We start from the raw sequence: 678 nt of genomic DNA on the forward strand, positions 1-678 counted from the left end.
TCAATGAGTGTGGCCAAGAAGTACATATGGACTTGATTGATTTGAGGAACGTTGATAACGGTTAACAGGGAGTGCAGCGTTACTTTTGCTTCGGCTTCTTCCCATGTTTCTCGTGCTGCTGCTTCCATGGTCGTTTCTTGGTTTTCCATAAATCCTGCAGGCAGTGTCCAATAGCCATAGCGCGGTTCAATGGCTCGCTTGCAAAGAAGTACTTTATCTTCGAATACGGGAAGTGTGCCCGCGACAATGTTTGGATTTTGATAGTGAATGGTCTCGCATTGAGGGCATACGTATCGAAGTCGACTATCGTCGGCTGGAATTTTCTGTTGAACGGCATGGCCGCAATTACTGCAAAAGTTCATATCAAAATGTGCCCATTCTCTATTTTTGGCTAGCGCGACATTCTCTAGCACACAGACTCAATTAACAATCCCTAAACCCTATGCTAAGGTGCCCAATCTCAAATTTATTGAACTACCTCATGAGTCTTATACAGCAGTTCGAAAGTCGTCTTAGTGATTATCAACCTAGACAATTAGGTGCTGAGCTTCCCAAAGCTGGCGTGTTAATGCCAATTACCCGCAATACTGCTAGACCTGAGGTTATTTTGACGCGTCGTTCGTCGCGTCTCTCTACGCACAGTGGTCAAGTTGCCTTCCCAGGGGGTAAGTTCGATCA

At 45.6% G+C, this 678-nt stretch carries 1 protein-coding gene and 1 pseudogene; one reads left to right on the top strand and one right to left on the bottom strand.

Features of this window, described 5'->3' with window-relative positions; translation table 11 throughout:
- A partial coding sequence (locus A3738_RS07380; protein WP_068763490.1) for a zinc ribbon domain-containing protein occupies positions 1–362 on the bottom strand: 362 nt, incomplete at its 3' end.
- A gap of 119 nt (positions 363–481) precedes the next feature.
- Here A3738_RS07380 and A3738_RS29825 point away from each other — a divergent pair.
- A pseudogene (locus tag A3738_RS29825) lies at positions 482–678 on the top strand (coenzyme A pyrophosphatase); the annotation flags it as partial.

This window comes from Oleiphilus sp. HI0066, assembly GCF_001635725.1.